We start from the raw sequence: 25,639 nt of genomic DNA on the forward strand, positions 1-25,639 counted from the left end.
TCCTATATTAGATATAATAAAAATGTCCTGCGATGTGGATCATCGTGAGGATGAGACTACTTACCGCTATGAATTGGTACTCTTTCCCCTTGATTTTTAAGTGGGATAATTTTTGCTTTTTCGCTTCTTCACTATGAAGTGAGTAAGAAAATCCTCTTACTTCAAGAGCTTCTACTGTGGTTCTCGTTCGCTTTGCCGTATTTAACATCATCGGGTAAAAAGCTTTTATGACGATGACGATGTAATAGTAAATCAGCTTCCATTTTAGAAAGCCGGATTTCTCGGGTGCTTTTCCTCTGAGCCTGAAGGATTGGATAATCTGCTGGTACTCATCCATTAAAATCGGCAGCATACGGTACCCATAGGAGACAGCAAAGCTGAACTGTGCGGGTATGCCAAAGCTTAACAAGGCATCACTGAGCTTCTCAGGATCCATGCTTGCGAAAGCTGCAATACTCGCAATCGACATAATAATGATCTTAAGAGTGAGCGTCACTAAGGAAGCATAAGCCTCGAAATCTCCTCCCATGAAGAAGACGACGATGAAGATATATCCTAATTCACCAATCACACTGATCGCTAATAAAAAGATGATGAGTGGGCTGACTCTAGTAATTAAAGCTAACACAGAAGTATAGACGGCCAGACCTAGCAGAATGACGAAGTTGAAGGTAAACCAGGGAAGTAAGCTTACGATTAAGTACCAGATCATGATGACCCTCGGATCTAACTGCCCCATGTACGTTTCCTTTTTCCCGTAAGCCGTTTTTAAGAGCTCAAGCTTCACCCATTCAATATTAAAAGATTTTTTAAAACGTTCAACAAACTCCATCAGGTACGCCCTCCTTTATCCGGCTCGTAAACTCGTTCACCGATAAAGCAGCCGGGCGCATCCCGAGTTCAATCGAAAGCTGAACGATCTGGGGCGGAACAAGACCAGCTCTTTTCCAAACGTGCCCATAGTCGAACATTTCCCGGGGCGTACCATCAAACGTCACTTCGCCCTGCTCCATAACGATGACACGCGTCGCCCATTCGGCTACAAGCTGCATATCATGGGTAGCAACTAGTGCGGTCGCGACCGAATCCATTTCCTGCAGAATTTCAATTAATTCTTTACGGCTTTGCACATCGAGACTGGCTGTAGGTTCATCCAGCATAAGCAGTGTCGGATTAGTGGCTAAGCCGATCGCCATCGAAGCCCGTCGCTGCTGCCCTCCGCTAAGCAGCCTGCCATCTTTCTCAAGAACCTCTTCTAAACGAAAGGATTGGATGAGCTTTTCAATAAACGAGGAATCATCCCGCTCACGTGATTGCGAAAAGAAGGTCAGATCATTCTTGATGGAATCTTGAATAAACATTTCTTCAGGATTTTGGAAAATGTAAGAAACCTCTTGCGACAGTTTCTCAAGTGACCCCTTTTCAAAGGAGTGCGATCCGATCGAACCGCCTCCTGATGTAGGCTTGTTCATCCCGGTTAAGCACTTCATAAGCGAGGTTTTTCCTGCACCATTCGTTCCTACGAGTGCGATCCGTTCACCTGCATGAAAGGATGTAGAAATTTTATTTAAAATTGTTTTTCTCTCATTGGACAGCGTTTTAGCAGAGAACGAGAGGTTCTCAAGTGAAGCGATTTGTTCTTTTTTCTCAACGATCCTATCTGATTCACTCTCTTTTTCAATGAATTGAAGCCCGTGAAAATACTTTTGAGCGTCCGCAATCGTCATTGGAAAATCACTTGAATCAAGCGGTATCTCACAATTAAGAGCTGCCTGCATGACCTGTGGCGGAAAGATATCTCTTTTTACTAAATCCTCGATCTGCAAAAGCCCCTGTCGAACAGGATGCTTCCACAAAACCTTTCCTTGATCTACTAACAACACGTCGGTACAGAAATCAGCGATGAATTCGGTGTGATGTTCGATGACGATGATGGTCTTTCCGAAGTCCTCCTGAAGGACCTTCAAGCGTTGATAGATTTCCTTCGCATGGTGCGGATCGAGCTGGGCAACGGGTTCATCAATAATTAAGATTTGAGGATCTAAAGCGAGTACGCCGGCGATCGCGGCCAAATGTTTCTGGCCGCCGCTTAACTGCCAGATGCTTTGATCCTTCAAATGTTCAATCCCCAGTGTTTCAAGTGCCCAAAGTGCTTTTTCCATAAAGTCCGGAGCCCCGAAATTCAAAGGAGCGAATGAGACATCATCCAGCACAGTCGGTCTCATCAACTGGTTCTCATAATCCTGATAAACGTACCCTACTCGAAAACTCATTTCAGATACCGTCATTTGGGAGACATCGGACCCGTCTACCATAATGGACCCGGAAAAATCTCCTGTATAATAATTAGGAATGAGACCATTGAACGTCTTGCAAAGGGTCGTTTTCCCACTCCCGTTTCCGCCGATGACGGCTAGAAATTCACCTTGTTCAATCGAAAGCGTCGCTCCATTTAACACATTCTCTGTCGCCCCTGGATATCTAAAGTGGACATCACTTAGTTCAATGATCGGTTTCATGCCGATTTCCCACTCTTTGTCAGCGTGCGGGAGTTTTTCACTTTCAGAGCTCCAATAATGACGGAAACAAAGATGACGGCGGCAGCAGATATAGGCAGCCAGATGTACCCTTCACCGAACTGCTCTAGAAATTCCGGCTCCCAAACGGCAAAATTGATATCCATCGTAGCCATGAACTCTGAGATCATCGCAACAAACATGAGAAAAACAGCAATGATCACAAATCGAACGGACACCCACTCGGTCATCGAAGCTTTCACGCGTCCTTCTCTCGGCTCAATTCCTAGTAAGGGTTCAATTTTTCCATGTAATTTAGGAATGAGATAGAGAGCAGGAATGAGGCCGAACAGCACGCCGGAGATGACCATTTCTGTAACAAAGCTTACCCCTTCAATAGCCAGGATCGAAGCAGGAAGACCCGGAACGGCTTCAAGTTCTTCAATACCAAACCATACTTTACCGACATCAACGACTGTACTTAACATTTGGTCAATCATAACGCCGACAATAGCAGCAATCGCAATTTGCTTCTTGCTATTTAAGTTAGTAACTAAAAGGCCGGCTATGTACATAGCTAATGTAAACTCGATAAAACCCTCAAGCTCACCCAGCCCTCCGAAATCACCTAACAGAAGATCACCAAATATAATTTCACCGACAGAAGCACCAAAAGCGGCGTACCACGGGTTAAACAACATAACTAACGTTAAAGGGATAAAAGCTAAATAAGAAATTGATAATTCCACTGGACCAATCGTGAATTCCGGCAGTAACTCAGTAAATAAATTCGCAAGACCGAACAACGACATCGATAATATAAAAACCATCATTTTCTGAGACTGTGTGTACTCGTTTCTCTGCATGCTCATTTTGAAATCCTCCTTAAGGTAAGTTCAATTTGATCATAAATCTTCAAGATTAAGGAAGATTGCATGAAATGTATAGTTCACGTAAAGTAATTTATCTTTTTGTTAAAAATGAAAGGTTTTTTTCATAGGCGCTTAAATTACTTATATACTAGGGCCTGAGGAGGGACGCCGATGAAGAGATTAGTCGAGATCGACGATAAGCAGTTAACTAGAAAACAACAGCAGATTGCAGACGTCATTAAGAAAAGAGGAACGGCCATAGCCTATATGACCGAGCAGGAAGTAGCGGAACAGGCGCGGGTCAGTATCGCCACTGTCTCAAGATTCTGGATGATGATCGGGTATAAAAACTTCAAAGCATATAAGAATGAGATAAAGAAGAAGATAGAAATCACCCCGGAGAATAAAATGAAAAATTTCGTCGACCAGGTCGACGACGGCGACTTATTCAGCCAGCTGATTGAACAGCATTTCAAGAATCTGGTACTGACGAATAACCATTTTGACAAACGGGAATTCAACGAGGCATTGAATACAATAGCAGAGGCCTCCACCTTATTTATCCATGCTCCCGCATCGTCAGAAGGACTCGGCGATTTGCTGGAATTTCGTTTGAAACGATTCGGCATCCATACAGAGAGGATGGCCAAAAGCGGCCACGAAATTTACGAATCGCTACTTCACCTTAACGCCGCCTCCGCTATCATTATCTTTCAGTTTGTCGACTTGCTGCCTGAAACAAAAGTGATCCTGGATTACGCCCAGGAATGCAGCGCGAGGACCATTCTCATTACCGATCGCTTAGTATCCGAAATGGGAGATTCAGCCGACTATACGTTGTACGCTCATCGAGGAGAAATGTGGGAATTCCATACCATGGTCTCTCCCGTAGCCTTGCTGGAGGCTCTGGTAATGGGGATCGGCATGACCATGAAAGAGGAGTCGCTAGAAAAATTGAGAAAACTAAACGAAGTCCGAAAAAAATATAAACACATCGTGCCGAAATAATTCTTCTTGTGTGTTTAATAGAGATCGGTGTTCTTTTTGTTTATACTTGTTATAGAATATTGACGATTTGAGTTACAATCGTGAAATGAGAAGCAGGAAAGGAGACGACAATATGAACAACTACGGCAGACTCTACGAATCCAACGGACGGTATGCACTCCAGTTTGAACGATTTTTCCCGTATACCTGTGAAGAAGCCTTCCGCGTCATTACTAATCCGGAAGCCTTCGTTCAATGGTACCCCTTCGCCACAGGAGAAATGGACCTACAGACCGGAGGAAGGATCTATTTTGATGATGGAGAAGGATCGACTTATGAAGCGGTTATTACAGAATTAGAGGCTCCTCATAAATTCAGCTTTCAAGAAGTAGATGACCTCCTGGAAATGTCATTGCACGAGGAGGATGAAGGCTGTCGTTTCGTATTTACTCACACGTTCGATGATCAGGAGATGGCGATGTATGTTGCGGCGGGCTGGCATCGATGCCTTGATGTGCTGGAGCAGATTATTCGCGGCGAGCAGGTGGAGTGGAAGGATAATGCAGTTGAATTGAGGGAGTACTATCGGAGTGAATTTAATTGAATGCGATGTAAAAAAGACCTTCATGGATATGGAGGTCTTTTGTTTTGGGGTGTAGTGACGAAATGAGCATATCTTAAAGTCTTATGAGCGCATGTCTTTATGAAAGGGGATTGAAATGAAACCAAAATATCAGTACCGCATTGATGATATAAAAAGCAAAATCCTTTCAGGAGAATATGACATTGGAGAACGACTCCCTGCTATTTTAGAACTGTCAAATGAGGGATTCTTAAAAAGTAAAAAGAGATCAGGGACTTATGTAAGTAATCAAAATTAAAGATGATGTTGTCATTTTTCTTTCAAAACCAGGGGGCCACCATCAAATTTGATTTGTGTCCCCCTGACTTTTACTCTATGCCTATAACGAATTAAAAACATGAACTCATAAGTTGAATTTTTTTAATCTGTATTGTAAGCTCTGCCTGCTGATGCCAAGGATTTTTGCAGCCCTTGAGATATTATTATTATTTTTTGCAAGAACTTGTTGAACGTAGAATTTTTCAACCTCTGTCATCTTTTCTCGTAGTGTTTTAGTGCTTTCGGAGGGTTCACTCTCCTCTATAGAGGGCTCTTTCTCCCCCTGGTACCTATTTCTAAACCTTCCAGGCAGGTCCTGAATTGTGATCACTTCTTCCCCCATAATTAAATTCATCGTGCCTTCTATGGTATGTTCCAGTTCCCTGACATTTCCCGGCCATTCATGTTGTTGAAGCAACTGGTTGACTTCTTCACTGATCCCTTTTATATCCATATTAAATAAATGATTATATTTATTTATAAAACTCTGAGTCAACAGCGAAATGTCTTCCTTTCTTTTGCGAAGGGGTGGAATGAACAGCGTGACGACACTAAGTCGATAGTATAAGTCCTTTCTCAGCCGGTTGTTGGCAACGGCGTCAACGGGATCCTCGTTAATCGTAGCAATGATACGCACATCTACCTCTTTATCTTTCATATCTCCGACTCTTCTAATCGATTTATCCTGAATGACCCTTAACAGTTTGGCCTGAAGGGCAGGCTCTAAAGAGTTGACTTCGTCTAACAGCAGTGTACCTCCGTCCGCCTGTTCAAACAGGCCAGGTCGATCGATTGCCCCGGTGAAAGCTCCCTTTTTTGTACCAAACAATAAACTTTCCATTAAGCTGTCTGGAATGGCAGCACAGTTTTGAGAGATGAAAGGCGCCCTTGATCGGTCACTGCCGTTATGTATACTCTGAGCAAATAACTCTTTGCCTGTTCCTGTTTCCCCAACTACCAGCACAGATGATGACGTTCGTGTCGCTCTTTTTGCTTCATCCACTACCGTATTTATCAATTGACTTTGGCCGATAATTTGTTCAAAGGTAAATTTCCCATTTTGCTTATTGATCACGTTTTCTTTAATGACTCTTTCCAGTTGTGTCACGTCTTTCGCGATTTCAATAGCCCCGGTAATTTTCCCCTCCTCCTTAATAGGAAAGGAATTATTGATGGTGGTAATTTCTTTTCCTTTGTTATTAAAATAAGTTTGTTTCACGTTTTGGGTCGTTTTCCCCGTCTTTAATGCATTTACAAGGGTGCTGTTTTGGCTTTCGCTGAACTTAAAAACATCCAGTAGATCTTTGTCGAGCACATCTTCGCTCCCCATAGCTTCAATCTCCATCATTTTTTTGTTGTAAATGATAGTCTTTCCTTTGTCATTGATCACGTGAATCCCGACATCTACTTCATTTAGTAGATTTTCATATAATTGATTCATTCTATCTAATGATTGGTCATCTTTGGTGTTCATGTTAACCATCATATCCCGTCCTTATATGCTTGATAGGTTTATTTTAATAGAACGATAGCTTAACTGCAAAATAAATTGGCGTTTATTTCAACTATACTTGCAGACTTCGCAAAATTTTTTTGCATTTTTAGATTTTCGTTTTAATAAAACGCTTTCAGATCAAAGTTTATGAAGTTGGCATGAATGTTGCATTTAAAGTAGGTGAGAGCAAAAAAAGGAGGAGTAAGATGAATACAGCCATTAGAACAAATGAGGTTATAAGTCAAACGGCACAATATGGGGCAAATAACTATCACCCCCTTCCTATCGTTATATCAGAAGCTGAAGGGGTGTGGGTGAAGGATCCTGAAGGAAATACCTACATGGATATGTTAAGTGCCTATTCAGCAGTCAACCAGGGTCATAGACATCCTAAGATTATTGAAGCCTTAAAAGCACAGGCAGACCGGGTCACTTTGACTTCACGCGCCTTTCATAATGACCAGCTGGCACCATTTTACAAAAAAGTCTCCAAATTAACTGGCAAAGAAATGGTTCTTCCTATGAACACAGGGGCAGAAGCTGTTGAAACAGCTGTAAAAGCAGTACGCCGCTGGGGTTATGAAAAGAAAGGAGTGGCCGAAAACAAAGCTGAGATCATCGTTTGTGAAGGTAACTTTCACGGTAGAACGATGACGGCCGTGTCCTTATCATCTGAAGCAGAGGGTAAACGCAGTTACGGGCCTGTCCTGCCGGGAATAAAGCTGATTCCTTATGGTGATATCACGGCATTAAAAGAGGCGATCACACCAAATACAGTCGGATTTTTACTCGAACCGATCCAGGGGGAAGCAGGAATCGTCATGCCGCCGGAAGGGTTCCTGAAAGAAGCATTTGAACTGTGCAAGAACGAGAATGTTTTATTTGTGGCCGATGAAATTCAAGCAGGTTTAGCTCGCTCCGGTAAAATGTTTGCCTGTGACTGGGAAGACGTGAAGCCGGACATGTATATTCTAGGAAAGGCGCTTGGCGGCGGTGTTATGCCCATTTCATGCGTAGCAGCCAATGAAGATATTTTGGGTGTGTTCACGCCAGGGTCACACGGATCCACTTTCGGCGGGAATCCACTCGCAAGTGCTGTAGCAGTAGCCTCATTAGACGTGATTGAAGAGGAAAAATTAGCCGAACGTTCTCTCAGGCTCGGACAGTATTTTCAAGATAAATTAAAGGAAATTGATAATCCGGTCATTAAAGAAGTACGGGGAAAAGGTTTGTTCGTCGGCGTTGAATTACATGAACACGCACGTCCATACTGTGAAAAGCTCAAAGAAGAAGGTTTGCTTTGTAAAGAAACTCACGAAAACGTGATCCGGTTTGCGCCTCCCCTTGTGATTAAGGAAGAAGACCTTGAATGGGCCGTTGAGAAGATTACGAGGGTGCTATCCAAATAACCAATTTAACTTATAATCCCGCGGAGGTATAAAAAATGGCTGCGACAGATCTATCAAATGACCAACAGCAAAAACACATGCAGGAAGAAGAGTCGCTTGAACTCTTCGAATCGACACAGGTTGTTATCCAGGAGGCTCTCAGTCATTTAGGTTATCCAGGAGAAACCTTTGAACTATTGAAAGAGCCGATGAGAATGCTTACCGTCCGCATCCCTGTTCGGATGGACGATGGAAAAATAAAAATCTTCACCGGCTATCGTTCTCAACACAACGATGCGGTCGGTCCTACAAAAGGAGGCGTTCGATTTCATCCTGAGGTCAATGAAAAAGAAGTAAAGGCTTTATCGATGTGGATGAGCTTAAAATGCGGCATCGCTGATTTACCTTATGGCGGCGGAAAAGGCGGGATCATTTGTGATCCGAGAGAGATGTCTTTTCGAGAGATTGAAGGGGTAAGCCGCGGCTATGTCCGTGCCATCAGCCAGATCGTTGGACCGACAAAAGATATTCCGGCTCCCGATGTGTTTACCAATTCGCAGATCATGGCATGGATGATGGACGAATACAGTCGAATTCGTGAATTTGATTCCCCGGGTTTTATTACAGGGAAACCAGTAGTCCTGGGGGGTTCCCATGGTCGGGAATCCGCCACGGCAGGCGGTGTAACTATTTGCGTAGAAGAAGCCGCAAAGAAAATGGGCATTCAGTTAGAAGGCTCCCGAGTCGTTATTCAAGGATTTGGAAATGCCGGCAGTTTCCTGGCTAAATTTTTGCATGATGCGGGTGCAAAGGTCGTTGGCATTTCTGATGCTCATGGTGCCATATACAACGAAAACGGTCTCGACATTGACTATCTGCTCGACCGTCGTGATAGTTTCGGTATGGTTACCAATCTTTTTGAACATACGATCACAAATAAAGAACTTCTCGAAAAAGATTGTGATATTCTCGTGCCTGCTGCTGTTTCTAATCAAATTACTCTGGAAAATGCCAAAAATATAAAGGCGTCCATCGTCGTAGAAGCGGCAAATGGGCCGACCACCCTTGAAGCGACTAAAATCTTGAGTAAACGCGGGATTCTGCTTGTCCCTGATGTCCTAGCCAGTTCCGGTGGTGTAACGGTTTCCTATTTTGAATGGGTGCAGAACAATCAAGGTTACTACTGGACGGAAGAAGAAGTTTCAACAAAGCTGCGCCAGGTAATCGTAGATTCATTCGATAAGGTTTATTCGGCAGCCGACAAACACCAGGTCGACATGCGCTTAGCTGCTTATATTATCGGTGTTCGAAAGATGGCGGAAGCTTCTCGTTATCGTGGATGGGTGTAAGACTCGACGAATATAAATTTGTGTTCAACATCATCTTACAAAGGAGTGGGAAAGATGAAGGAAGTGCTTCAAGATGTTTATAGTCCTTGTGATGGAACCATTAAAGAAGTTTTTGTGGACCGTTCATCTTATGTGTATGAATGGGAACCTTTGTTGCTGATTGAAACAAAAGAACAAAAAGAAATAGAAGTATCTATAGGGGTAAGTGGAACCGTTACATCGGTGAAGTTTTCCCAGGGGCAGAGCGTTACTTCAAATTCGATTGTAACCACACTGTTAGATGACTTGGAAATAACCGGTAGTGACTAAAGGATCGGCTCTGAGGGGGGACTCTTATCACTCCCCCCTCCCACTATTCAATAGTCATTGTAAGTTAGCATCAGTAGAAATGAACACGCTTACAAAAAAGGGGGTTCTTCATGAACGATTCTGCCCAAAGGAAAGAACAATATTATTCACCAAGCCATGAAACTAAAGCATTAGAGCAGAGTAACACCCTGAATGTTCTAAAATTCATGATTCCTTCTCTGATTGGAATCCTCTTGTTCATGGTACCTTTACGTATCCAGGGAGAAATTACAATTCCAGTCGCTTTACTTGCGAACTGGGTCCAGAGCACGTTCGCCGGGGTGTTACCGGGTTTTATAACAGTCATTATTATGTTAACCGCTGGACTAACGGTGTTTACAAAGGCGTATAAACCAGCATGGATTCTTAACAGCCCTTTTTTAAGAGGACTATTTGATATATCCAGGGTGTGGGTTTGGGCAAGAATAGCAGCCGCGGTTTTTGTTGTCATCACCTTTTACGAAGTCGGTCCCGAGTCCATTTGGTCAGACGCGACAGGCGGCTTACTCTTTAACGATCTTATCCCCGCCTTATTCGCCGTGTTTCTATTTGCAGGTATACTCTTGCCGCTGCTGTTGGACTTCGGACTGCTTGAGTTATGTGGAGCTTTATTAACAAAAATTATGAAGCCCATTTTCACGTTACCCGGTCGATCTTCTATCGATTGTCTTGCTTCCTGGCTGGGAGACGGTACCATCGGAATACTTTTAACCAATAAACAGTACGAAGGTGGTTTTTATTCAAAGCGAGAAGCCGCAGTAATCGGGACAACCTTCTCCGTTGTATCCATCACATTCACGATTGTGGTGTTAACGTTAGTGGAGCTGCAGCACATGTTTTTCCAATACTATTTAACCATTATTGTAGCCGGACTAGCTGCTGCATTGATTTGTCCGCGCATTCCACCATTATCAAAAAAAGAAAATCAATACTATGAACAGGCTGACAACCAATATGATGAGAACATTCCGGACGATATCTCCTCATTCAAATGGGGTATTAATCAAGCCGTAGGAAAGGCCAAACATACTAGGTGGGCCAACGTTGTAAAGGGTGGAATGCAAAACGTTCTGGATATGTGGATGGGCGTGATTCCAATTGTTATGGCTATTGGAACATTGGCGTTAATCGTCGCCGAATATACACCATTATTTGAGTGGATTGGCGCGCCGTTTATCCCTCTTCTTCAACTGATGCAGGTTCCTGAGGCTGCCGCTGCAGCACCATCCATGGTCGTTGGGTTCGCGGATATGTTTCTGCCGGCAGTGTTAGGAAGTGGTATTGAAAGTCCATTAACAAGGTTTGTGATCGCCTGCGTATCGGTGACGCAATTGATTTACATGTCTGAGGTAGGGGGACTGTTACTTGGTTCGAAGCTCCCCGTTACGTTTATGGATCTGGTCATCATCTTCCTTGAGCGTACGCTGATTACCCTGCCAATTGTTGTTCTTATGGCACATTTATTCTTTTAACTTGAAAACTGGATCCGAATTGGAGGAAGTGTTTTTTTAAAAGCGGTACTTTTAAGTTTCCTCTATGACTTTAGTAATATATATAAATACCAGATAGCCAAGGATAACTAATAGTAAAAATTAATAGTAAATGAGATGGAGATATCGGAAAACACTGCCCAAAAGCTATATTAATACTGAAAAGAAAATTCTTAGAGAATCCTATTTATAAGGGAGGCAGTTTTGGCTGTCTTCTTTTTTATTTTGTGAGGAGATCTTACGACGCTGGGAGAATCAGCAGGTGCAGTCGTTAGACGATGTCCGGCGGATCGAGAAACAGAAGGCGCGGTCATTGCAGAGGAAGCAGGAGAAGGAAGATCGGCCGTCCATGTTAAGCCGAATGTTTGAAAACCGTTGAAAAAACCACCTTCGAAATCACATTTTTAAATGTACTAATTCGAGAGATGGTGTATTGTCGATCGGTTCATTAGCTTATTTATTATTAAGGTTTATGATGGTTAATTACCAACGTATAATTCTTCAACTGTGTGAGTACCTGTACCATTTACTCGTATAACAAACGTAGTTCTATAATTAATCAGTGCGGCATTATATGGTCTAAATGATCCGTAACTTCCTACTTGATGAACTGAGTTCATTTGAAGTTGTTGAGTCCGTCTTATGGTATAAGGCTCCTGTTGGGATACATTATCGATTTTCGTTGTTGCACTATCATAGGTCCAATCGATAGTTAGTCGGTGAGAAAAACTGTTTAATGCTCCCATTAGGTTATGTAACGTAGCTTCAAATTCCCCAGTTGAGTAATCTGATGACATTATACTTACTTGGTCAAGTTGATTTTCACTTGTAGTTATCTTACCTGCTTGTCCAGTATTTATATTGACGTGAAGTGGTTCGTCACTATAGCTAAGTTCTCTTTTTACTACAAAATTTTCTACACCATTTTTAAGACGTTCATTTAGTTATGTTGTAAAAACAAAGGGGGCCTTTCTAACTATAGAAGGCCCCTTTTCTAGAGCTATTTAATTAACAAGCTGTTTGTTTTGAAAGTGAGTATAAGCTGTAAAGTCTAATGTTTGAACGTCATAATAGTATTTCAAAGCAATCATCGCCCCGCCCAGGGAGCAGGCATCTTTCCCTAAAATAGAAGAAGTGATTTTATCATAATTGTTCATTCTTGACGTTAAACGATCGGTTAGTTCATCGATTAGGCTTTGGTTATTATTCAACAGATGTCCGTTAATAATGATCGTTTCGGGGTTGAAAATGTTAATAATATTATTTAAACCTACTGCCATGTAATCAAAGAAACTTTCCATTAGTCTTGGATAGTGTTTGGTAATATGCTCTACATTTTCTTCATCTATTTCCCTCAGTTTCAACCCTTCAGCTTCCAGTTCATGAAGCAGTGCTTTTTCTGAAGCATACAGTTCCCAGCACCCCTTGTTCCCGCAAGGACATTCGCGGCCATGCTTCTCTACAATCATGTGGCCGATTTCACCGGCAAATCCTTGAAATCCTCGATATATCTCACTATCTTTTAAAATACCCAGTCCAATCCCTGAATACATAGTAATGCAAAAAAGATCGGAGACCGAAGATGTATACACCTGCTCAGCATAGGCGCAAAGGTTGGCGTTATTATCAATGAATACCGGTACTTCAAAAGTATTTTCCAGTTCTTGTTTAATTTGTAGGTTCGATAAGTCCATTTTAGGTGTGAAAATAATGTCATCGCTTCTGGCGACTATGCCGTGAATTCCTACTCCAATTCCAATAAGACCGATCGCGTCATATTGCTCATTGAATGTTTGAATGAGGTCTCTAACGGTCTTGTTGATAAGCTCCATCGCTTTAGAGGGCGTGTTATTTTTATTGTTTAACCTTAGAGAATGAATTGAATGTCCCAGAAGATCGGTCACTTGGATTTGTATGGAATTTTCATCAAAATCGATTCCTATGCTGTAACCAGCCTTCCCGTTTATTTCTAAAAGGATAGGTTTTCTGCCTCTGTTACTCGTTACTCCTGCTTGTTTTTCGATGATTAAGTTCTCTTTCATCATTTGCAGGACTTGAGCTGAAACCGTAGATTTATTTAAACCCGTGAGGCGGGCCAGGTCACTTCTTGATATCGATCGATATTTAATGATGTTCTCTATTAGTATTCTGCGATTTAACGTCTTAATGTAGGCAGAATCTCCTGTACTCATATAAAATAATCCCCTTTCACAAAATTGGCACTTGAAAGTAAAAGCGCTTTCATTTATTATAATATTAATTATTTGTTGGGTAAACAAACAAATTATTTTGAAAAGGCTTAATTTTGAAAGGAGAGGAAAGGAATGAATAAAAAAGTAGTTGGTTTATTGGTGTTAGCGTTTAGTTTGGTGCTGCTTGCAGGGTGTAATTCAGGGGATACGAGTGGAGAAAGCGGTGAGGGAGAATCAGGAGAAGAATTGCGGTTGGCACATAACTTAGGAGAGGATCATCCCGTTCATGCCGGCCTGCAGCGGTTTGCGGATAATGTTGAAGAAAATACAAATGGAAAAGTGAAAGTAAAGATTTTTGCTAATGGAGTATTAGGGGATGAAAAGGAAGTACTTGAACAATTGCAAAGCGGTGGAATTGATATGACGAAGGTAAGTGCAGGGGCTTTGGAAAGCTTTTCAAAAGATTATCAAGTGTTCTCGGTGCCCTACATTTTTGAGAGTGAAGATCATTTTAGCAATGTAATGGAGTCTGATACTGTTGACGAAATCTATCAATCTACTGAAGATAAAGGATTTATCGGACTGACTTATTTTGATTCGGGAGCCAGAAGTTTCTACACAAAGGATACTGCAATTGAAACTCCGGAAGATTTAAATGGTAAGAAAATCCGTGTCATGGATAGCTCGACAGCTACTCGAATGGTTGAACTGTTAGGCGGGACTCCTACTCCAATGCCTTATGGTGAAATATACACAGGGTTGCAGCAAGGAGTAATTGACGGAGCAGAAAGCAACCCTACGGCTTTAACCACCGGGAAGCATGGGGAAGTTGCCAAGAATTTCTCTGTTAACGAACATACCATCATTCCAGATATCCTGGTTGTCAGCCAAGCCACTTGGGACAAGCTTTCTGATGAGCAAAAAGAAGCTGTACAGAGTGCAGCAGAAGATGCCACTCAGCACCAAGTAGAATTATGGGATGAGGCTACAGAAGAAGCCATTAGTGAAGCCGAAGACATGGGAGTGGAATTTAACGAAGTGGATAAAGATCCATTTATAGAAGCGGTGCAGCCGATGCATGAGGAATTTATGGAAGATGAGAGAATGGGAGAAATTATGGAGAATTTTAAAGATGCTAAATAATTGGGATAGAAGGTGCTCTCTTTTTGAGTACCTTCTATCATGTAAAGAATCCTGTGATGCTAAACAAGGGATGACGAATGAGAGGTAAGGGATCTAGAAACTGGAAGGCGACTAATCCATTAAAACATTGGGTGAAGGAGGAAAAAAATGATCAGTAGAATTAAAGGGATATTGGATCGAACCATTCTTTCTGTGGCAGCTTTGTTTACTTTAATGTTATTTTTAGGAGCGATCTGGCAGGTGATCAGCCGTTATTTTCTTAACGCACCGAGTACTTTTACAGAAGAACTGCTCCGATTTTTACTCGTATGGACGTCCATCCTTGGGGCCACTTATGCCTTTGGGTCTAATCAGCATCTGGCGATCACATTCTTAAAAAATAAGTTCAAAGGAAAAAACAAACTGGTGGTTAGAATCATCAATGACATTTTTATTCTGGGATTTGCCTATTTAATTATGATTAGAGGCGGCATGGAGGTAGTAAATGTGACGATGGGACAACTCACACCAATCTTAGGGATTCCAATGGGAGTTGTTTATTCGATTCTCCCTATTTCTGGTGTCCTCGTCATCATATATAAGCTATTACTTCTGCCTGAATATAAACAGGAAATGGCAGTAGAGGAGGCGTAGAAAATGGATTTAGCACTTCATGCGGCATTGATTTTATTTGGGGGATTCTTTCTATTACTAGCCATCGGAGTTCCTATCTCAGTAGGAATCGGAATTGCTTCATTTATTACTGCGTTAACATTTGTTCCGATGGATGTAGCTATATTTACAGCGGCCCAAAAAATGGTACAGGGCATTAACAGCTTTGCTTTGCTCGCCGTCATCTTCTTTATTCTATCCGGAAGTATAATGAACAACGGTGGTATTGCCATTCGTTTGATTAATCTTGCCAAATTACTGGGAGGACGGCTTCCAGGTTCACTGGCCCACACCAATGTGGTAGGAAACATGCTGTTTGGCTCGATCTCTGGATCAGCTGTAGCTTCAGCGGCAGCCATCGGTAAAGTAATGACTCCTCTTCAAGAGAAAGAAGGCTATGACAAGTCTTATTCGGCGGCTGTTAATATCGCTTCATCACCAGCAGGATTACTTATTCCACCAAGTGGTGTGTTAATACTTTATTCTCTAGTAAGCGGAGGAACTTCGATATCTGCTCTGTTTATGGCCGGCTATCTGCCTGGATTACTTATGGGGCTTGCGGTAATGATAGTTGCTTATTTTATCGCAAAAAAACAAGACTACCCTATTGCTGAACGGCCGACTGTTTCGGAAGGCTTTAAAATCGTGCTGGATGCGATCCCAAGTCTCCTAATGATCGTGGTGGTGATTGGTGGAATAGTCGCTGGGATCTTTACCGCCACAGAAGGAGCGGCGGTGGCTGTTCTTTACTCGATCGTTCTATCGGCCATTTACCGAGAAATCAAGCTGGCTCACATTCCGGAAATTTTAAAAGAGACGGTGGTCATGACAGGGATTGTTCTCTTTCTAGTCGGGGCTTCATCGATCATGTCATGGGTCATGGCCTATACCGGCATTCCGCTAGCTATTAGTGACCTGCTGTTGACAGCCTCAGAAAACCCGATCGTTATTCTGTTAATCATGAACCTCCTCCTACTAATTGTAGGCACGTTCATGGATCTGACGCCGGCTGTATTAATTTTTACTCCAATCTTTCTGCCGATTGCGACAGAGCTTGGGATAGACCCTGTCCACTTCGGTATTATCCTGGTTTTCAACCTTTGTATCGGTATCATGACACCACCCGTAGGGAGCAGTTTGTTTGTTGGGTGCAGTGTCGCAAATGTCTCGATTGAATCTGTCCTTCGTCCGCTGACCAAAATTTTTATCGCCCTGATCGCTGCACTCTTACTGGTCACCTTTATACCATCTATTAGTCTATCTATTCCAAAATTACTGGATCTCATGTAAACAAGGGAGGGTTACTGCTGTGATAAAAAAACTAAAGTTTCAACTTGTTCATAACGAAAATAACCGGCTTGAATTTACGTCGGAGTCGGAAAAAGTAGAAATTTATGTATTGGAAGAAGATATTTTTCGAGTATTTATGCCTTTTGATAAAGAAAATAGATTGGAAAAAACATGGACGATTGCTCCCGGGATGGAGGATGTTCCTTTTGAGGGCAGAGATCGATTTGATATAAGCCCTTTTCAGTTGCCTGCGTACACGGTGGAGGAAAGTGAAGAAAAAGTAGAGGTGTATACCGGGAAATTAAAAGCAGTGATCTGGCTGAATGGTTTTTATATAGACTGGTCTATGAAATCTAACGGCTCCTGGGTCAAGGTTGCAGGTGACCGAAAGACCCAGAGCTATAACTTTAATCAGAGCTTAGGCGAATCCGTCTGCCATTATATGGAGAGAGACCGTAGTGAAAAGTATTATGGTTTAGGAGAAAAAGGCGGACTGATGGACAGACATCATAAAAGGTATCAAATGAGAACGATAGATGCGATGGGATATGATGCAGAAACAACCGATCCTTTATATAAACATATTCCATTTTATCTAGTCTATCAGCCGGAGTTGGAGGCTTCTTACGGGATTTTCTATGACAATTATTCAGACAGTATTTTCGATATGGGAGCTGAATTGGATAATTATCATGGGTTTTACCGTTACTACCAGGCTGAAAAAGGAGACATGGATTATTATTTCATCCTCGGGCCTAAGATCAGTCAGGTCGTTGAACGTTACACATGGATGACAGGGAAAACGATACTGCCGCCGAAGTGGAGCCTTGGTTACTCAGGCTCTACGATGACCTATACGGACGCACCGGATGCCCAACAGCAGTTGAAAAAGTTTGTAGAGGACTGCTGTGCGTTTGATATCCCGTGTGATTCCTTCCAGTTATCCTCGGGCTATACATCGATAGGCGATAAACGCTATGTATTTAATTGGAATCATTCAAAAGTACCGGAGCCAGTAGAGATGAACAAGCATTTTCACGAAAACGGCATCCGTGTATGTGCCAATATCAAACCATGTCTTTTGGATGATCACCCGGAGTATGAGGATTTGAAAGAACAAGGACTGTTCATAAAAAACGAAGATGGAAGTCCGGAAATCTCGCAATTTTGGGATGCGATCGGCTCATACGTAGATTTTACCAACCCACATACCATTCAGTGGTGGAAGGATCGGATTAAAGAAACCCTCTTATCCTATGGAATCGATTCTACATGGAATGATAATAACGAATACGAGATTTGGGATGAACGAGCTACTGCAGAGAACTTCGGCCGCCCATTATCCATTCAATACGTAAAGCCGATCCAGACTCTGCTTATGATGAAAGCTTCGTTTGAAGCCCAGCAGGAATATGAGCAGCAGAAACGACCTTATCTTATCTCTCGTTCCGGCGGACCAGGAATGCATCGATATGTGCAAACATGGTCAGGAGATAACTTTACCGAATGGAAAACAATTCGGTATAACTTGAAAATGGGCTTAAGCTTAAGTCTTTCCGGCATCTATAACTTCGGACATGATATCGGAGGATTTGCCGGCAAGGCGCCTGAACCGGAACTTTTCATCCGCTGGATTCAAAATGGAATCTTTCATCCTCGATTTACAATTCACTCCTGGAATGAAGATAAAACTGTTAACGTGCCATGGATGTATCCCGAGCATATGAAAATTGTTAGAAACCTAATGAAAGAAAGAGTCAAATGGATTCCTTACTTTTATCACTTATTGTATGAGGCCCATGAAAACTACCAGCCGATTTTAGCGCCGACATTCTATCATTTTCAGGATGATGAAAGGACATTTCAGGAAAATGATGAATTCATGGTGGGGAAAGACTTGCTGATTGCTTCGGTTATGGATAAAGGTCATACTCAGCGGGAGCTTTATCTGCCGGAGAATCAAAACGGGTGGTATGACGTGGAGACGGAAGACTGGTACAAAGGCGGCCGGGCAATTAAAGTCGAGGCCCCGCTTGAAAGGATACCTAAATTCGCTCAGGCAGGATCTGTTTTCCCGATTCGTGATGGGGAGATAACGTTTGAGCAGAAAGAAGATACAGAAAGAGGGCTCCTCGTTTTCCCTTTTCAAGGAGAAGGAAGGACGAGAAAGACGTTCTATGAAGACGATGGCGTCACCCTGGATTATAAAGAGGGCATCGTGACCTGGCTTGAGATTGTCATGAACACAACCGAGGAAACTATTGAATTAGCCATTAAAGTAAACGGAGACTACAAGCTTCCTTACTCCTCCCTGAACGTCCATTTTCCAGAGCGTGAAAAACGGACCATTGTTGTAAATGACAAGGAGATCGACCAGACCTCCTGCGAGCTTGAGCTATAGCATTTAAGAGAAAGGCGGGATAGACAATGAAAACCTTCATCACGGATGACTTTCTGTTACACAATGAGTATGCTCGTGAATTATATCATGAGCATGCTAAAGATTTGCCTGTAATCGACTATCATAATCATCTGCCACCTAATGAAATCGAGCAAGATCGAAAGTTTGAGAATATCACCCAAATTTGGCTGGAAGGCGATCACTATAAATGGCGGCTGCTTCGGGCTAATGGAATAGACGAAAAATATATAACAGGTAATGCATCAGATAAAGAGAAGTTTATGGCTTGGGCACAAACCGTACCAAACACAATGGGCAATCCTTTATATCATTGGACCCATATGGAACTGCTTCGCTATTTTGGTATCGAAGAGTTACTTGATGAAGAAAACGCAGAGAATATTTGGAATAGAGCCAATGAACGATTACAGGACCCACGCATGTCAACTAGAAACCTGCTGGTAGATAGCAGAGTAGATTTTGTTGGTACGACGGATGACCCTGTGGATGATCTCAAGTTCCATCAATCGATTGCCAGCTCAGAATTATCTACGATGGTCGCCCCTTCCTTTCGCCCAGATCAGGGGCTGGATATAGCTAATCATGAAAAGTTCAGGAGATGGGTAGAAAAGTTAGGCGCAGCTGCAGGAAGAGAAGTTGATCGATATTCCACTTTTCTTGAAGCTTTATCCAACCGGGTTGATTATTTTGATGAGCTGGGGTGCCGTGCCTCAGATCATGGCATTACTGCAATGTTTTATGAACCGGCAACGGAGCAAGAGGCTGGAGAAATTTTTGAAAGAGGCTTAAACGGAGATGCTCTTTCTCTAAAAGAAGAACACCAATTTAAAACATGTACGCTGCAGTACCTTGCTGAAAGGTACAAGGAAAAGAATTGGGCGATGCAGTTTCACATTGGGCCGATGCGCAACAATAATACGAAAATGTACGAGAAGATCGGACCTGACAGCGGCTTTGATTCCATGGGAGATCAGCTATTAGCCGAGCCATTATCCAAATTTCTTGATTCCCTGGAAAAACGGGACGGGCTTCCAAAGACGATTTTATACTGTCTGAACCCTCGGGATAATTATATTTTAGCAACGATGGCTGGAAACTTTCAGGATAACAGTATTCCAGGAAAGGTGCAGTTTGGAACGGCCTGGTGGTATAACGATCATATTGATGGTATGGAAAACCAGATGAGCATCCTTGCCAATGTCGGATTGATCAAACATTTCTTAGGCATGCTGACAGATTCGAGGTCGTTCTTATCCTTTTCAAGGCACGAGTATTTCAGAAGAATACTATGTAATTTGATGGGAAGCTGGGCAGAAAGAGGCACAATACCTGCGGATATGAAGCTGATGGGAAGATATATTGAGGATATTTCTTATTATAACGCTAAACGATACTTTGATTTGTAACGGAGGTGGATGGTGTGGAAATGAGTTTCCGCTGGTATGGTGATGATGATCCAGTGACATTGGAGAATATCAGACAAATCCCTGGAATGAAGGGGATCGTATCAGCTATCTATGATATTCCGGCTGGGGAAGTATGGCCGTATGAAAAAATCGTAGAATTAAAGAACAAAGTTGAAAGCAAGGAGCTGCGTTTAAACGTTATCGAGAGTGTACCTGTCCATGAAGATATAAAAATGGGTCTGGAAACCCGTATGAAATGGATAGAAAACTATAAACAGACATTGAGAAACCTCGCTAAAGCTGATATACGGACAGTCTGCTATAATTTCATGCCGGTCTTTGACTGGACACGCTCAGCTCTAGATGCCCCTTTAGAAGATGGTTCCCATTCTCTTTTGTATGATGAGGAGAAAATAAAACACCTTGATCCTTTAAGCGGTGAACTGGAGCTTCCTGGCTGGGATTTATCTTACCAGACAGAAGATTTAAGGAAAGTGATCGAGAAGTATCAGTCGATTACTGAAGAAGACTTAATGGATCATTTGATTTTTTTCTTAAAAGAAGTAATTCCTGTGGCGGAAGAAGAAAATGTACGATTGGCGATTCATCCAGATGACCCGCCATGGTCCATATTCGGACTACCGCGCGTCATGATTAATGAGGAAAATGTGGTTCGTATGCTGAAGGAAGTTGACAGCACGCATAACGGTCTTACCTTTTGTACAGGATCCTATGGAGCAAACCCTGATAATGATTTATTCTCAATGATTGAAGCGGCAAAAGGCCGCATTCACTTTGTTCATGCGAGAAATATTACATGGACGGGGACGAAATCATTTCAGGAAACCTCTCATTTAACGAGTGATGGATCTGTAGATATGGTGAATGTAATGAAAAAGCTGAAAGAGGCAGGGTTTAAGGGTCCTATTCGCCCGGATCACGGCCGAATGATCTGGGGAGAAGAAGGAAGGCCGGGGTACGGCCTTTATGACCGTGCTCTTGGAGCCGCCTATTTGAACGGAATTCTCGACACTTTGACTATAGCGAAGGAGGGATGAATAGATGGAGCAACTACCTTTTAATGTAAATCTAGCAAATAAAGTAGCTGTTGTGACGGGAGGAAGCGGAGTTCTGGGGGCTGTGATGTCTGAAGCGCTAGCGAAAGCCGGGGCCAAAGTGGTCATCCTGGCCCGGAACAAGGAAAAAATAAATACAGTAGTAGAAAAGATCAAGAAAACGGGCGGTGAAGCTTATGGCTATAGCGTAGACGTCCTAAATAAGGAAGAGTTGGAAAAGGTCCAGGAAAACATTCGGGAAAACATTGGGCCTTGTTCGATTCTTATTAATGGAGCAGGAGGAAATCATCCACAGGCTACGACCTCCCAAGAGTACATTTTTCCTGAAGAAGACCTTAGAGAGGGAAACACCTTTTTCGATCTTGAAAAGGATGCCATCAATGGAACATTCAATATGAATTTCCTCGGAACCCTTCTGCCTTCCCAAGTCTTTGGTAAGGATCTGCTCGACCAGAAAGGAGCAGTAGTCGTCAATATCTCTTCCATGAATGCGTTCCGGCCGCTTACGAAAATACCCGCATACAGCGGGGCCAAAGCAGCCGTCAGTAATTTTACACAATGGCTCGCTGTTCACTTTTCCAAAGTCGGCATACGCGTCAATGCCATAGCTCCAGGGTTTTTCCTGACCGAACAAAATAGAGGGTTATTAATTCAGGAGAATGGAGAATTTAGTGAGAGGGCGAATAAAATATTATCCCAGACACCAGACGGAAGATTTGGAGAACCAGAAGAGCTCGTGGGAACCTTACTCTGGTTAGTTAATGAAGAAGCTTCCAGGTTTGTAAATGGGGTTGTCATTCCTGTAGATGGTGGTTTTTCTGCTTATTCAGGAGTGTAGAAGGATAATGTAAGAAGTTCGTTTTTCCAATGAGAACCCGAATAACTGGTACAACAAAGCGGCCTGTTCTTCGGGTTCTTGTTGTTTCTGGGATAAGGATTCTAAATCTTTTATACAAAAGAAATTAAAGCCACATGAGGAAACGGTACATACAGATCGTTCCCAGCACCATGGTTAGCCTCTTTTAAAAAGGGAGGCTTTTATGCGTAGTGCTATTTATGATTCTTTGATAACTGTTTAATACTTTATCCAGTTGTTGAGACACACGTAAAATCCTTTGTCCCGTAGGGTTTCTTCTGTATTCCTCATGCATCTTGTTACGTAAGAATTCAATTTGCACTTTAAGCTCCCTGGCATTATTCATGTAACCATCCTTATAAAAATTTTTATGTCGGGTTGGAAAAACACACTTAAAAAATATAATAAATAACATAAATTCAAGAAAATTTTAATAAAATTTACACTAATTTTACAATTTAAGTTCCTGATTTATACTTCTTGAATCATATATGCTGGGTTCATCACATCTAACACATCTCATACTCTATTAGGGCGGATTTTGAGGGGATGTTCATTAAATGGAGCTAGTAAACCTCCAATAATATATTAAAAAAAGATCATGTCGGTTTGACCGTTATAGAATTGTATAGTATTCTACAAAAAAATATAAAAGTCATCACCGCTAGGGGAGCTTTATGCTGAGAGAAGAAATTTCGACCCTTTGAACCTGATCTAGTTTGGACTAGCGTAGGGAAGTGGAGTGAATCTATTAGTCGTTGAATCTTTAATGTTATCTTTCTTCCTATATAGAAGTCACCCCACGTCAGGGGTGGCTTTTTTGTATGGTAGGAGGATTTAGAAATGGTACATGAAGAAAAGGATGAGCATTTGACGGTGGGGGTTGAAGAAAAACTGTCACCGGCAAAAGGTTTCCTCTATGGGTTGCAGCACGTATTTGTTTCGAATGTCTGGCTTGATCCGATTTACGTGGCGGCTTTAATTGGTTTACCACTTGGATTATCGGCAAATATGGTGAATGCTATTTTTATTGCTGCTGGCCTGGTCACTCTCGTTCAGGCGACCAGGTTTGTTCGTCTGCCTGTGGTTCAAGGTCCATCGGCAGCTTTTGACGCTTTAATGATTAGTGCTGGTAAATCACAGAATTTAGGTGCTGCAGGCGGCGCTATTATTGTAAGTGCATTGATTGTATTCTTGCTGGCGATTACTGGTTTGTTAAGCCGGTTGAGGTCGTTCTTTACCCCGGTCGTTACAGGGACCGTGATTTTTATTGTTGGGGTTGCGCTTTCTGGGTTCACTTTAGAGTTGTTTTTGGGAGGAGCACCTGGTTCAGAGACGTTTCTTGACGGCGCCTTACTTACGATGTCGATCACTTCGGCACTCATCGTCCTTTTGTTATCTGTATTTGGGAGAGGAAAGCTGCGCTCTTTTTCATTTTTAATTGCGCTTGTTATTGGAGATTTTATCGCACTGCTTTTTGGGAATATTGATTTTTCTACGGTAGCTGAGAGCAGCTGGTTCGGTTTACCGCAATTTCTTCCCTATGGGGAGCTGACGTTTGACTGGATTACATTCAGTGCATTCTTTTTTGCTTACATCGTGGCGGTGATTGAAGCCATGGGGGTCTACCATGCCGCTTCTGAAATGGTTGATGTTAAATTGGATGATCGACGAATTCGCGGGGGATTTGCCGGCGAGTCGTTAGGTTCGCTGGCTTCTACCTTAATCGGAGGATTCCCGACTACTGCCTACGGTCAAAATGTGGGTTTATTGCGTTTAACGGGCGTAGGGTCGCGTCACGCTGTAAAAGTAGCTGCCCTCATTTTCCTTATTCTCGGTTTCGTGCCAAAAGCGGGCGCATTGTTGGCTGTCACTCCTCATGCTGTGGTCGGGGGGATCTTTTTACCGGCAGCCGCCTCCCTTATTTTCACGGGACTCAATATTTTAGGAGGGATGAAGAAAACAGACGCGAACTTTATGATCGCCGGAATCTCTATTTTACTAGCCATTGCCTTGCCGGACTTTTTTGAAGAGACGGAAGGCTGGCTCGGGGATTTGCTCGGTAACACTATTTTAGTCGGCGGTATATGTGCGGTGCTATTACAACTAATACTGGTTCAGCTTCCAGGCTGGCTCAGTTTAAAAAAGGAGTAGAAAAAACAATGAGACAGCAGACGAAACAGATGATTGAGCAGCTTCTTTCTTTTATTATATATCGAGGTTCGACGGGGAAAGATTTTCAGGAGTTGGCACTCACTTTATTTTCCTACCAATTCGAACACAACCTTCCCTATAAAAAGTATTGTCAAAAAAGGAGAAAAACCCCGTTGACGGTCAAGCACTGGCAGGAGATCCCTGCCATGCCGATCCAGGCATTTAAGGAACTGCCTTTAGCCTGTGAGTCAACAAGAACCCCTGAAGCTGTATTTTTGACTAGTGGAACGACAAATGCTGAGAAACGAGGGCAGAACATTCATCCTGCTTTAGCCGTGTGGGATGGATCCATGATGACGGCTTTTAAACAATTTGTCTTGCCGGAACAACAAACCGCCGCCATTTATGTGCTTTCTCCTGCGGAAGATTTGAATCAACACTCTTCTTTATCGCGATATTTAACAAACGCCGTCAAGCATTTCGGCACAGAAGACAGCCGATTTTTCTTTAAAGAAAAGGGACTTGATATGGAGGCTTTAACGACTGCTTTAAAAGTGAAGGAAAGCAGACGAGAACCTGTTTTACTGATGGGTGCCTCATCTGCTTATGTTCACTTTATAGACTATTGTACGGAGCGTGATCTTACCTTCCACCTCGCAGAAGGCAGCCGGATATTTGATACCGGCGGATTTAAAAGGCAGTCCCGAGAGCTGTCCCGGGAAGAATTGTACGAATCTTTTTCCAGGGTATTTGACGTTGGTCCAAACAGCTTTATTAACATGTACGGGATGACAGAATTAAGTTCACAGATTTACGAAGTGACCGCTCAGTCTCCGAGATTCGAGAAGGTAAACCCGGATTGGGTGAAGACACTTGTGCTGGATCCAGAGACCTTACGTCCCGTAAAAGCCGGGGAAGTTGGCGTGCTGGCTCATTACGACTTAGCGAATTGGAATTCCTGTATGGCTGTCTTAACTGAGGATATGGGTTTCGAAACAGAGAATGGCTTTGTCCTTCTCGGCCGGGTGGAGGGTTCAGAAGCACGCGGCTGCTCCATTGCAGTGGATGAGCTTATGAGAGCAAACGGAAAGTAGGGATCCCTG

Annotated in this window: 21 protein-coding genes, 1 pseudogene and 1 riboswitch; of the genes and pseudogenes, 16 read left to right on the forward strand and 6 right to left on the reverse strand. The window is 42.6% G+C overall.

Annotation, left to right across the window (positions count from 1 at the left end; all coding sequences use genetic code 11):
- Positions 1-7: 7 nt before the first annotated feature.
- Genes LF822_RS11905 through LF822_RS11915 form a run of 3 tightly spaced genes read right to left on the reverse strand, consistent with a single transcriptional unit; the run spans position 8 to position 3,388 of the window.
- Entirely contained in the window at positions 8-832 is an 825-nt protein-coding gene (locus LF822_RS11905) for an energy-coupling factor transporter transmembrane component T family protein (RefSeq protein ID WP_253924294.1), read from the reverse strand.
- Positions 819-2,519 (reverse strand): ABC transporter ATP-binding protein, encoded by a 1,701-nt coding sequence (locus LF822_RS11910; protein ID WP_253924295.1) that lies wholly within the window; start codon positions 2,517-2,519, stop codon positions 819-821. The genes LF822_RS11905 and LF822_RS11910 overlap by 14 nt, the downstream gene beginning before the upstream one ends.
- Positions 2,516-3,388 (reverse strand): DUF8171 family membrane protein, encoded by an 873-nt coding sequence (locus LF822_RS11915; RefSeq protein ID WP_253924296.1) that lies wholly within the window; start codon positions 3,386-3,388, stop codon positions 2,516-2,518. The genes LF822_RS11910 and LF822_RS11915 overlap by 4 nt, the downstream gene beginning before the upstream one ends.
- 171 nt (positions 3,389-3,559) lie before the next feature.
- Between LF822_RS11915 and LF822_RS11920 the strand changes: the two genes are divergently transcribed.
- The 3 genes and pseudogenes from LF822_RS11920 to LF822_RS11930 form a co-directional block, all read left to right on the forward strand.
- Positions 3,560-4,396, forward strand: coding sequence for a MurR/RpiR family transcriptional regulator (locus LF822_RS11920; RefSeq protein ID WP_253924297.1), 837 nt, complete (start codon positions 3,560-3,562; stop codon positions 4,394-4,396).
- Positions 4,397-4,508: 112 nt separating this feature from the next.
- Complete coding sequence (locus LF822_RS11925; RefSeq protein ID WP_253924298.1) at positions 4,509-4,979, forward strand: SRPBCC family protein; 471 nt, start codon at positions 4,509-4,511, stop codon at positions 4,977-4,979.
- Positions 4,980-5,094: 115 nt separating this feature from the next.
- Positions 5,095-5,250 (forward strand): annotated as a pseudogene (locus LF822_RS11930) (GntR family transcriptional regulator); the annotation flags it as partial.
- 111 nt (positions 5,251-5,361) lie between these two features.
- Here the strand turns inward: LF822_RS11930 and LF822_RS11935 are convergent.
- Positions 5,362-6,750: a sigma-54 interaction domain-containing protein gene (locus tag LF822_RS11935; RefSeq protein WP_253924299.1), complete on the reverse strand. Its 1,389-nt coding sequence runs from the start codon at positions 6,748-6,750 to the stop codon at positions 5,362-5,364.
- Between the two features lie 227 nt (positions 6,751-6,977).
- Here LF822_RS11935 and LF822_RS11940 point away from each other — a divergent pair, with 227 nt between their 5' ends.
- The 4 genes from LF822_RS11940 to LF822_RS11955 all read left to right on the forward strand — a co-directional run bounded on the left by LF822_RS11940 (position 6,978) and on the right by LF822_RS11955 (position 11,328).
- Positions 6,978-8,180 carry an ornithine--oxo-acid transaminase gene (locus LF822_RS11940; protein WP_253924300.1) on the forward strand — a complete coding sequence of 401 codons (1,203 nt, stop codon included), beginning with the start codon at positions 6,978-6,980 and terminating at the stop codon, positions 8,178-8,180.
- A gap of 77 nt (positions 8,181-8,257) precedes the next feature.
- Positions 8,258-9,508, forward strand: coding sequence for a Glu/Leu/Phe/Val family dehydrogenase (locus LF822_RS11945; RefSeq protein ID WP_371925917.1), 1,251 nt, complete (start codon positions 8,258-8,260; stop codon positions 9,506-9,508).
- Positions 9,509-9,562: 54 nt separating this feature from the next.
- Positions 9,563-9,817, forward strand: a complete 255-nt coding sequence (locus LF822_RS11950; protein ID WP_253924302.1) for a biotin/lipoyl attachment domain-containing protein — start codon at positions 9,563-9,565, stop codon at positions 9,815-9,817.
- Between the two features lie 110 nt (positions 9,818-9,927).
- Positions 9,928-11,328 (forward strand): YjiH family protein, encoded by a 1,401-nt coding sequence (locus LF822_RS11955; RefSeq protein ID WP_371925903.1) that lies wholly within the window; start codon positions 9,928-9,930, stop codon positions 11,326-11,328.
- Between the two features lie 1,022 nt (positions 11,329-12,350).
- Here LF822_RS11955 and LF822_RS11960 read toward each other — a convergent pair.
- Positions 12,351-13,538: an ROK family transcriptional regulator gene (locus tag LF822_RS11960; protein ID WP_253924303.1), complete on the reverse strand. Its 1,188-nt coding sequence runs from the start codon at positions 13,536-13,538 to the stop codon at positions 12,351-12,353.
- Between the two features lie 132 nt (positions 13,539-13,670).
- On the opposite strand from LF822_RS11960, the gene LF822_RS11965 reads away from it, so the two are divergent.
- The 7 genes from LF822_RS11965 (at position 13,671) to LF822_RS11995 (ending at position 22,364) form a co-directional block, all read left to right on the forward strand.
- Complete coding sequence (locus LF822_RS11965) at positions 13,671-14,681, forward strand: TRAP transporter substrate-binding protein (protein WP_253924304.1); 1,011 nt, start codon at positions 13,671-13,673, stop codon at positions 14,679-14,681.
- A 147-nt stretch (positions 14,682-14,828) separates the two neighbouring features.
- A complete protein-coding gene (locus LF822_RS11970) occupies positions 14,829-15,314 on the forward strand; it encodes a TRAP transporter small permease (protein ID WP_253924305.1) in 486 nt (161 codons plus the stop codon).
- A 3-nt stretch (positions 15,315-15,317) separates the two neighbouring features.
- Complete coding sequence (locus LF822_RS11975; protein WP_253924306.1) at positions 15,318-16,622, forward strand: TRAP transporter large permease; 1,305 nt, start codon at positions 15,318-15,320, stop codon at positions 16,620-16,622.
- A gap of 19 nt (positions 16,623-16,641) precedes the next feature.
- Positions 16,642-19,023 (forward strand): glycoside hydrolase family 31 protein, encoded by a 2,382-nt coding sequence (locus tag LF822_RS11980; protein ID WP_253924307.1) that lies wholly within the window; start codon positions 16,642-16,644, stop codon positions 19,021-19,023.
- Positions 19,024-19,049: 26 nt separating this feature from the next.
- On the forward strand, positions 19,050-20,450 hold the full coding sequence (gene uxaC, locus LF822_RS11985) for a glucuronate isomerase (RefSeq protein WP_253924308.1): 1,401 nt from the start codon (positions 19,050-19,052) through the stop codon (positions 20,448-20,450).
- 14 nt (positions 20,451-20,464) lie between these two features.
- Positions 20,465-21,508 carry a mannonate dehydratase gene (gene uxuA, locus LF822_RS11990; RefSeq protein WP_253924309.1) on the forward strand — a complete coding sequence of 348 codons (1,044 nt, stop codon included), beginning with the start codon at positions 20,465-20,467 and terminating at the stop codon, positions 21,506-21,508.
- 4 nt (positions 21,509-21,512) lie between these two features.
- Entirely contained in the window at positions 21,513-22,364 is an 852-nt protein-coding gene (locus LF822_RS11995) for an SDR family oxidoreductase (protein ID WP_253924310.1), read from the forward strand.
- Positions 22,365-22,548: 184 nt separating this feature from the next.
- Here LF822_RS11995 and LF822_RS23100 read toward each other — a convergent pair whose 3' ends face one another.
- Positions 22,549-22,797 (reverse strand): Spo0E family sporulation regulatory protein-aspartic acid phosphatase, encoded by a 249-nt coding sequence (locus LF822_RS23100; protein WP_371925904.1) that lies wholly within the window; start codon positions 22,795-22,797, stop codon positions 22,549-22,551.
- 241 nt (positions 22,798-23,038) lie between these two features.
- Positions 23,039-23,135: riboswitch (TPP riboswitch) on the forward strand.
- Positions 23,136-23,225: 90 nt separating this feature from the next.
- On the opposite strand from LF822_RS23100, the gene LF822_RS12000 reads away from it, so the two are divergent.
- Entirely contained in the window at positions 23,226-24,536 is a 1,311-nt protein-coding gene (locus LF822_RS12000) for a solute carrier family 23 protein (RefSeq protein ID WP_253924311.1), read from the forward strand.
- Between the two features lie 8 nt (positions 24,537-24,544).
- Positions 24,545-25,630, forward strand: coding sequence for a LuxE/PaaK family acyltransferase (locus LF822_RS12005; protein WP_253924312.1), 1,086 nt, complete (start codon positions 24,545-24,547; stop codon positions 25,628-25,630).
- The last annotated feature ends 9 nt before the right edge of the window (positions 25,631-25,639 follow it).

The organism is Halobacillus sp. A5, assembly GCF_024189315.1.
Taxonomy (GTDB): domain Bacteria; phylum Bacillota; class Bacilli; order Bacillales; family Halobacillaceae; genus Halobacillus_A.

What these genes read in the sequence shown, in the direction of transcription:
- LF822_RS11905 (WP_253924294.1), bottom strand. Translation starts at nt 832, where the DNA reads ATGGAGTTTGTTGAACGTTTTAAAAAATCTTTTAATATTGAATGGGTG.
- LF822_RS11910 (WP_253924295.1), bottom strand. Translation starts at nt 2,519, where the DNA reads ATGAAACCGATCATTGAACTAAGTGATGTCCACTTTAGATATCCAGGG.
- LF822_RS11915 (WP_253924296.1), bottom strand. Translation starts at nt 3,388, where the DNA reads ATGAGCATGCAGAGAAACGAGTACACACAGTCTCAGAAAATGATGGTT.
- LF822_RS11920 (WP_253924297.1), top strand. Translation starts at nt 3,560, where the DNA reads ATGAAGAGATTAGTCGAGATCGACGATAAGCAGTTAACTAGAAAACAA.
- LF822_RS11925 (WP_253924298.1), top strand. Translation starts at nt 4,509, where the DNA reads ATGAACAACTACGGCAGACTCTACGAATCCAACGGACGGTATGCACTC.
- LF822_RS11935 (WP_253924299.1), bottom strand. Translation starts at nt 6,750, where the DNA reads ATGAACACCAAAGATGACCAATCATTAGATAGAATGAATCAATTATAT.
- LF822_RS11940 (WP_253924300.1), top strand. Translation starts at nt 6,978, where the DNA reads ATGAATACAGCCATTAGAACAAATGAGGTTATAAGTCAAACGGCACAA.
- LF822_RS11945 (WP_371925917.1), top strand. Translation starts at nt 8,258, where the DNA reads ATGCAGGAAGAAGAGTCGCTTGAACTCTTCGAATCGACACAGGTTGTT.
- LF822_RS11950 (WP_253924302.1), top strand. Translation starts at nt 9,563, where the DNA reads ATGAAGGAAGTGCTTCAAGATGTTTATAGTCCTTGTGATGGAACCATT.
- LF822_RS11955 (WP_371925903.1), top strand. Translation starts at nt 9,928, where the DNA reads ATGAACGATTCTGCCCAAAGGAAAGAACAATATTATTCACCAAGCCAT.
- LF822_RS11960 (WP_253924303.1), bottom strand. Translation starts at nt 13,538, where the DNA reads ATGAGTACAGGAGATTCTGCCTACATTAAGACGTTAAATCGCAGAATA.
- LF822_RS11965 (WP_253924304.1), top strand. Translation starts at nt 13,671, where the DNA reads ATGAATAAAAAAGTAGTTGGTTTATTGGTGTTAGCGTTTAGTTTGGTG.
- LF822_RS11970 (WP_253924305.1), top strand. Translation starts at nt 14,829, where the DNA reads ATGATCAGTAGAATTAAAGGGATATTGGATCGAACCATTCTTTCTGTG.
- LF822_RS11975 (WP_253924306.1), top strand. Translation starts at nt 15,318, where the DNA reads ATGGATTTAGCACTTCATGCGGCATTGATTTTATTTGGGGGATTCTTT.
- uxaC (WP_253924308.1), top strand. Translation starts at nt 19,050, where the DNA reads ATGAAAACCTTCATCACGGATGACTTTCTGTTACACAATGAGTATGCT.
- LF822_RS11995 (WP_253924310.1), top strand. Translation starts at nt 21,513, where the DNA reads ATGGAGCAACTACCTTTTAATGTAAATCTAGCAAATAAAGTAGCTGTT.
- LF822_RS23100 (WP_371925904.1), bottom strand. Translation starts at nt 22,797, where the DNA reads ATGTTATTTATTATATTTTTTAAGTGTGTTTTTCCAACCCGACATAAA.
- LF822_RS12000 (WP_253924311.1), top strand. Translation starts at nt 23,226, where the DNA reads ATGGTACATGAAGAAAAGGATGAGCATTTGACGGTGGGGGTTGAAGAA.
- LF822_RS12005 (WP_253924312.1), top strand. Translation starts at nt 24,545, where the DNA reads ATGAGACAGCAGACGAAACAGATGATTGAGCAGCTTCTTTCTTTTATT.